The sequence below is a fragment of the Aeromonas sp. 600724 genome, from assembly GCF_049175135.1.
In the GTDB taxonomy this organism is placed as follows: Bacteria; Pseudomonadota; Gammaproteobacteria; order Enterobacterales; family Aeromonadaceae; genus Aeromonas; species Aeromonas veronii_A.
This window is the reverse complement of record NZ_JAAKUM010000031.1, coordinates 24,264-32,029: the sequence shown is the minus strand read 5'-3', so window position 1 is coordinate 32,029 and position 7,766 is coordinate 24,264. Positions and strand designations below refer to the sequence as shown.

Here is a 7,766-nt window from a genome sequence, read left to right as displayed (position 1 = left end):
AGAAGTGAAACGCGGTAGCGCCGATGGTAGTGTGGCATTCGCCATGCGAGAGTAGGACACTGCCAGGCACCCAATTTAAGAACCCCGCTCATCGAGCGGGGTTTTTTGTTGCATGCAATTTATTAAATCGTCTGATAATTGTCCCGTTTTATTCCTCTCCCTTTGAATGCCTAGTCTTCCCCGTCGGTTTTACTCATAAAAAACGGTCACAACAGCGTAAAATGGTGCTTTATTTCGTCGGAGATAGCCCATGTTTTGTCCAAAATGCGGCGGTCAAACCCTGCAGAGCGTCAGCCCTAAAGAGTTTCGCTGTGGCTGCGGTTTTCATTTTTTCCAAAATGTGGCGACGGCTGTGATGGTGGCGCTTTGCTGGCAGGACGAGGTGCTGGTTGCGGTGCGTGCCCGTAATCCTGGCAAGGGGTTGCTGGATCTGCCGGGCGGATTTGTCGATCCCGGCGAGTCGCTGGAGGGGGCGCTGGTGCGGGAATTGCAGGAGGAGCTGGGGCTCAATGTCAGCGCCCAACCTTTTACCTATCTTGGTTCATACCCCAATATCTATCCCTACGACAATATCACCTACCACACCTGTGACACCTTCTTCGCCATCAGGCTGAGTCAAAAACCTGTCATCCAGCCGGCTGACGATGTGGCCGCCTGTCAGTGGCTGAAGATCAGCGATATCCCCTTGCCCCGCTTTGCTTTCGAGTCGACGCGCACCGCGATGGCGCGGCTGCAGCAATCCTCTTTGCAAGCCTGATTCCTGCTGATGACGATGGGGATTGGCAGCGACCATCCCTGTCTCATCCATGTCCGCTTTTGTCCCGCAGACGCCATTCGTCAGACGGTGAGTGGTATAGTCAGCAGTGGATCCGGATTCAAGGAGCATATCGTGAAGAAGATAGTTCTCATCTTGCTCGGCATCGCCGTAGCAGCCTTGCTGGCCATAGTGACGCTGATAAGCCTTATCGACCCCAATCAATTCAAGCCCCAACTGGCTGAACAGGTGCGCAAGAGCACAGGCCGGGAGCTGGTGATGGCGGGGGAGATTGACTGGCGTTTCTGGCCGAGTCTCGGCCTCTCGCTGGAGAAGGTCGCCCTGCGCAATCCGGCCGGTTTTGCCGAGCCGGATCTGGTTCGTTTCGAGCAGGGCGAGGCCTCGGTGGCCCTGTTGCCGCTGCTCTCCCATCGTCTGGAGATCGGCAAGGTGACCCTGAGTGGCGCCCATCTCTTTATCCAGACCAAGGCGGATGGCAGCTCCAATCTGAGCGGACTGATCAAAGATGCCACTGCTGATACAAGCGAACCGGTCGCTCCCGCAGCTCCTGCGCCAACCGCTGATAGCAAGCCCTGGCAGATCAGCTTGCAGGGTGTCGCGCTCTTCCAGGCCAGTGCGCTGGTACAGGATGATCGCAGCGGCACCTCGCTGCGACTGGATCGCCTCGATCTCGATATGGGGCAGCTGGCCACCGGTCAGTGGGTACCCGTGACGCTGGCCGCCAAGGGGAGTGCCGACAAGCTCGCTTTCGATGTTAAAGGGCAGGCCCAGATCAAGCTGGCGCAGGAGGTGATGGCGAGTGAACTGAAAGACTTGAGCCTCAGTGGCAGCCTGAGTGATCCGTCCCTGCGACTCGACAGTTTCTCCATCAAGGGAGACCGATTGGCCCTCGGTGAGTGGAGCAACCTCACGTTGGCGCTGAAGGGTGCCAAGGTAGAGGGGCAGCAAGCTTCACTGGCTGGCTCTCTGGAAGGAACACTTAAAGGGCGGCTCGACAAGGAGATGAAGCTTGCCGAGCTCTCCGATGTACTGCTGACCGCAGCGCTGGAAGGTGATGCGCTGCCACGCCCGCAGATGAAGCTGAAACTGGCCGGGTTTGCCCGTGCCGAGCTCGACAAGCAGCTGATCACCCTGAGCAAGCTGGTGATGAGTGCCGATGAGGCGCTGCTGAGTGGTGATGGAACCGTGCAGCTTGGAGTTGTTCCCGAAATCACCTTCGATCTCAAGGGGGAGAAGCTGGATCTCGACAAATGGCTCGCCAAATCGGCACCGACCACACCTGCGCAGGCGAAAGAGGACAAACCGGCGGCCGGTGTTGCCAACACCGCTGCAAGTGGCAATAAAGCGATAACCGGCAAGAGCGAAGCCCTCTCCGCGGTTGAACCGGATCTGGGCGCGCTCAAAGGGGTGGATCTGGATGGTCGGCTGCAACTCGGCAGCCTGCGCCTGAAAGGGCTGGATCTCGGTGCTGTCGATCTGCAGCTGGCTCTGGCCAAGGGACTGCTGACGCTCAAACAGTTCAGCGCGACCGTGGCTGGCGGTCAGGTAAGCGCGAACGGGGTACTCGACGCGCGCCAGCAGCCCGCCACCTACAAGGTGCACAAGCAGGTGGCCGGAGTGAACATTCGTCCCTTGTTGCAGACTCTGGCCCAGAGCGATCTGCTGGAGGGCAGGGGCGATCTCGATGTGCAGGTGCAGGGGCGCGGTCTCTCTCCTCTGGCACTGCGCAACGGGATGCGGGGCAAGGTCACATTGAAACTGAGCGACGGCGCCCTGCACGGCATCAACCTGCCTGAGATGATCCGCGAGGCGCGGGCCACCCTCAGCGGCAAGGGGGCCGAGCAGGTGAAGGAGGCGCGCAAGACCGACTTCAGCGCCCTCACCGCCAGCTTCCAGATTGCCGACGGCATCGCCCGCAGCAACGACATCCAGCTCTTTGCCCCCGCCTTGCGGGTCAAGGGGGAGGGGCAGACGGCGCTGGTGCCGGAGAGCCTCGACTTCCTGTTCCTCACCTCCATTGTCGAGAGCAGCAAGGGGCAGGGAGGAAAGGATGTGGACGAGCTCAAAGAGATCACCATTCCGGTGCGGATCGGTGGCCACTGGCAAGCCCCCAGCTACCAGCTCGACGTGAAGGCGCTGCTCAGCAACAACAAGTTGCTGGAGGATAAGGCGCGCAAGGAGGCCGAACGCGGCCTCAAGAAGCTGCTGGGGGACAAGGCCGACAATGAAGCCGTCAAAGGTGTGGCTGACCAGCTGCTCAAGGGATTGTTCAAATAGCCCCAGCCTTTCGTTTTATCCCCATGTATTGTGGAGACCGTTCTGTGAGTGTCGTATCGGACTAGGCATTGGCCTGGCAACTCTATAGGGAAGGGCCCGCCTGAATTGCTTCAGGCGGGCCCTTTTTCATTGCCGCTGGCGGGAATTACTCCCCCAGCAGGGTTTGCCAGACGCCGAGGACATGGCTGCGCTCACTCTGCAACTGATCGTCGCTCACCTTGCGGGAGATCTCCGAGAGGTTGAGGCGATGGCCGAGGTTGCGGATCTCCAGATAGGCCTGCTTCAGCCCCTCCGCCTGCTCCAGCGTCAGCACCCCTGCCATGACGCACTCGTCGAAGATGCGCACGTTATCGGACCAGCGAGTGAGGGCATCGGGTTCGCCGCAGGCGTGGGCCAGCACCAGATACTGGGCGATAAACTCGATATCCACCATGCCGCCGGGGGACTGTTTGAGATCGAACTCGCCGGCACCGGCTTTGAGCAGGTGATCCCGCATCTTGTGGCGCATCTCGCGCACCTCGCGGGCTAGGGTCGGCAGCTCCCGCTCCTTGGCCAGCACATCGCGGCGGATACGGGCAAACTCGGCAACGATGGCATCATCGCCATAGATGGGGCGGGCCCGCACCAGCGCTTGATGTTCCCATGTCCACGCCTCGTTTTGCTGATACTGCTCATAGGCCGAGAGGGACGAGACCAGCAGGCCGGAGTCGCCGGAAGGGCGCAGCCGCATATCGATCTCGTAGAGAATGCCGGAGGGGGTACGGGTGCTGAACAGGTGCAGGATCCGCTGGGCGAGACGCAGGTAGAACTGGCGGCTGTCGATGGGCTTGCGACCATCTGTGTAGCTGTTGGGATCGCCGCCGTGCAGAAACACCAGATCGAGATCCGAGCCGTAACCGAGCTCGATACCGCCCAGCTTGCCATAGGCCACCACTGCAAAGCCGCGCTGGCCGCTCAGCGCCACTTCGGGCGGCACTCCGTAGCGCTCGCTCATCTGGGCCCACGCCTGATTGACCACCTCTTCGGTGATCGCCTCTGCCAGCCAGGTGAGGTGGTCGCTCACCTTCATCAGCGGCAGGGCGCCGGCGATGTCGGCCGCCACGATGCGCAGCAGCTGTACCTGCTTGAACTGGCGCAGTGCCTCCATCTGCTGCTCCACGTCCTCTTCGGGGATGCGCAGCAGGAACTGGCGCAGCTGGGGCTTGTACTGGTCGAGCGGGGTGGGGTGGTAGAGGTGCTGGGGATCGAGCAGCTCGTCCAGCAAAATCGGGTAGCGGGCCAGCTGCTCGCTCACCAGATGGCTGGCGTCGCACAGCCGCACCAGCTGGCGCAGGGCGCCCGGGTTCTCCGCCAGCAGTTGCAAATAGGCGCTGCGGGTGAAGATGCGGGTCAGCAGCTCACAGACCCGTTCGAACAGGCGGGCGGGTTGCTCGCTGGCGACCACCAGCCGCAGCAGCTCCGGCATCAGCCAGTCCAGCGCGATGCGCCCCTGCGGCCCTACCTGACGGCGCTTGTACTCCTCCTTGAAACGCAGCAGCGCGGCACAGAGCGGGGCGGGCTCGGCCACCCCCTGCGCAGTCAGCAATTTTTCCAGCTCGGCGGCGTCGAGCTCGGTGCGCCACAGATCGAGCCAGAGCTGCTCCAGATGGGCGGGGGCCTCCTTCTCTTCCCCCACCACGGCGGCGAACTCCTGATGGACGGCGGCCATCTCCTCGTCCAGATGAGCCATAAAGGCGTCCCAGTCAGCAAAACCCAGAGCTGCGATCAGCCGTTGGCGATCCCGCTCCTCGGTGGGCAGGGTCTGGGTCTGCTGATCGCCGATCTCCTGCAGGATGTTTTCGACCCGGCGCAGGAAGCGATAGGCCGTCAGCAAGCGGTCGCAATGGGCGGATTCGAGGGCGCCACATTGGGCGATGGCGGCCAGCGCTTCGGGCAGGTGACGCACCCGCAGCGCCGGCTCGCGCCCGCCTCGGATCAGTTGCAGCGCCTGGGCGATAAACTCCACTTCACGGATGCCGCCAGCCCCCAGCTTGATGTTGCCCTCCAGCCCCTTGCGGCGCACCTCGGCGGCGATCATCGCCTTCATCTGGCGCAGGCCGTCGATAACGCCAAAGTCGATATAGCGGCGAAACACGAAGGGGCGAAGCATCTCGGCCAGCTCCACCGCGTGCTCGCACTGGGGCCCCAGTACCCGCGCCTTGACCATGGCGTAGCGCTCCCAGTTGCGGCCGTGGTGCTGGTAGTAATCCTCCATGGCGGCGAAGGAGATGGCGAGCGGCCCCGCATCGCCAAAGGGGCGTAAGCGCATATCGACCCGGAACACCTGACCATCCTGGGTGGGCTGGTGGAGGGCGTTGATGATGCGCTGGCCCAGCTTGATAAAGAACTGCTGGTTGGCGAGCTCGCGTCGCCCGCCAACCGTGTAGCCGTTCTCGGGGAAGGTGAAGATAAGGTCGATGTCCGAGGAGAAGTTCAGCTCGCCGCCCCCCAGCTTGCCCATACCGAGGATCAGCAGCGGTTGCGGGTTGCCATTGCCATCCATCGGGGTGCCCAGCTCGCCGCACTGTTTGGCGTAGAGCCAGTCGCGGGCAGAGCAGATCAGCGTATCTGCCAGCTTGGTGAGGTGGATAAAGCTCTCTTCTACTTCAGCGTGGCCCAGCAGCTCGCGCCAGGCGATCACCAGCATGCGGCTGCGGCGGAACTGGCGCAGGATGCGCTTGAGCGCCTCTTCATCACTCACCTCGGCGAGCAGGGCGGTCAGATCGTGCTGGTAAGCGGGCCAGCGTTCGGTTCGTTCGAGATCACCGGAGGCGAGCAGTTCGGTCAGCAACTCCGGCTGTTTGAAGAGGGAGTCGGCGACAAAATCGGAGAGGCCGAGCAGGGTCAGCAGGGTCTGGCGAACGGGCTCGGGCAGCGAGCCATAGTCGGGGGCCAGCTCGACCAGTCGCTGCCATTGGCGCTCGGCCTGTTCTTGCAGCAGGGGGAAGAAGGCGGAGAAAGAGGGAGAGTGCTGGGCCACGGTTGCCGTCCTTGTGGTTCACGACAGCGGGTTAACGACACGAGGTTAACAACGCTGCCGGTTCAAAATGGTGGCTGCCAATCTAGCACTGTCAGGCCCCCGCGTCACAGCGCAGGGGCGAGAAGCATGATCCGGCAAATAAAAATGGGCTCCCTGTCGGGAGCCCATCGGATTGCGCTGGTCATTATCAGTGGCTATCGACCCAGACGAACTTGAGCACGAACAGCAGGGCCACCACCAGCACGCAGGGGTTGATCTCGCGCCAGCGGCCGGTACCCGCCTTCATCACGCAGTAGGAGATAAAGCCGACGGCGATCCCCTCGGTGATGGAGAAGCTGAACGGCATCATGACGGCGGTCATAAAGGCCGGTACCGCTTCGGTCAAATCTTCCCACTTCACCCGGGTCAGCTCGGAGCACATCAGCACGCCCACATAGATAAGGGCGCCAGCGGCAGCATAGGCCGGCACCATGGCGGCGACCGGGGAGAAGAAGATAGCCAGCAGGAACAGCAGGCCGACCACGATGGCGGTCAGACCGGTACGGCCGCCGACGGCGACGCCGGAGCTGCTCTCGATAAAGGCGGTGACCGAGGAGGTGCCCATGAAGGCGCCGCCGACGGAGCTCACGCTATCCACCATCAGCGCCTGTTTCATGCGCGGGAAGTGGCCCTTGTCATCGGCCAGCTTGGCGCGGTTGGTGACGCCGATCAGGGTGCCGGAAGAGTCAAACAGGTTGACCAGCATAAAGGAGAAGATGATGCCGGCCAGGCTGATGTCGAGCGAACCCATCAGATCCAGCTGGCCGAACACTGGCTCGATGCTGGGGGGCATGGAGACGAAGCCCTTGAAGGTGACATCGCCAAACAGCCAGCCCAGACCCGTGGTGACCACGATGGCGATCAGCACGGCGGAATGAACGCCGCGGGCGGAGAAGATGCAGATCAGGAAGAAACCGAGCAGACCCAGCAGGCAGGGCAGGGAAGTGAGGTTGCCCACGGTCACCATGGTCGCGGGGCTGGCCACAACGATCCCGGCGTTGTGCAGGCCGAGCAGGGCAATCAGCAGACCGATACCGGCGGTGATGCCAACCCGCAGGGTGAGCGGAATGTTGCCGATCAGCCAGTAGCGCACCCGCAGCAGGGTGAGGATCAACAGACCCATGGCACCCCAGAAGATGGTGCCCATGCCCACTTGCCAGGAGTAACCCATGCCGGCGACCACCACGAAGGCGAAGAAGGCGTTGAGGCCCATGGCGGGGGCCAGCGCGATCGGCAGGTTGGCCAACAGGCCCATCAGGATGCTGCCGATACCGGCGATGAGGCAGGTGGTGACGAACACGGCCTGGGTGTCCATGCCCGCAGCAGAGAGGATCTGCGGGTTGACGAACACGATGTAGACCATGGTCAGGAAGGTGGTGATACCTGCGATCACTTCGGTGCGGGCGGTAGTGCCATGGCCTTGCAGGGCAAACAGGCGCTCAAGCAATCCTTGCCCGGCGGCCTGATTGGCAGCTTGGTGTTGTTGATTCATGTTGGATTCCAATAGGTGACGTGAAATAAGCAGCAGGGGAACGGGCTATCCCATCCATGCGGGGTAAATTGCCCTGTTTCTGGCGGTTAAGTAACCAGACTCGTCCTGATACCGTGACAGCGCGCACATTTTTACACAGGCGGCGCCGTTTACAAACCCCGGAT

At 62.0% G+C, this 7,766-nt stretch carries 4 protein-coding genes; 2 read left to right on the top strand and 2 right to left on the bottom strand.

What is annotated here, in order from left to right:
• The first annotated feature begins 250 nt into the window (after positions 1 to 250).
• Complete coding sequence (locus G5168_RS20570) at positions 251 to 757, top strand: NUDIX domain-containing protein (RefSeq protein ID WP_421222423.1); 507 nt, start codon at positions 251 to 253, stop codon at positions 755 to 757.
• A gap of 132 nt (positions 758 to 889) precedes the next feature.
• Positions 890 to 3,052 (top strand): AsmA family protein, encoded by a 2,163-nt coding sequence (locus G5168_RS20565; RefSeq protein WP_421252658.1) that lies wholly within the window; start codon positions 890 to 892, stop codon positions 3,050 to 3,052.
• A 145-nt stretch (positions 3,053 to 3,197) separates the two neighbouring features.
• Here G5168_RS20565 and glnE read toward each other — a convergent pair whose 3' ends face one another.
• On the bottom strand, positions 3,198 to 6,071 hold the full coding sequence (gene glnE, locus G5168_RS20560; protein ID WP_421252657.1) for a bifunctional [glutamate--ammonia ligase]-adenylyl-L-tyrosine phosphorylase/[glutamate--ammonia-ligase] adenylyltransferase: 2,874 nt from the start codon (positions 6,069 to 6,071) through the stop codon (positions 3,198 to 3,200).
• A 187-nt stretch (positions 6,072 to 6,258) separates the two neighbouring features.
• Entirely contained in the window at positions 6,259 to 7,602 is a 1,344-nt protein-coding gene (locus tag G5168_RS20555; RefSeq protein WP_005343409.1) for an NCS2 family permease, read from the bottom strand.
• Positions 7,603 to 7,766 lie beyond the last annotated feature (164 nt).

Coding starts and splice junctions, on each gene's coding strand:
- G5168_RS20570 (WP_421222423.1), top strand. CDS start 251: ATGTTTTGTCCAAAATGCGGCGGTCAAACCCTGCAGAGCGTCAGCCCT.
- G5168_RS20555 (WP_005343409.1), bottom strand. CDS start 7,602: ATGAATCAACAACACCAAGCTGCCAATCAGGCCGCCGGGCAAGGATTG.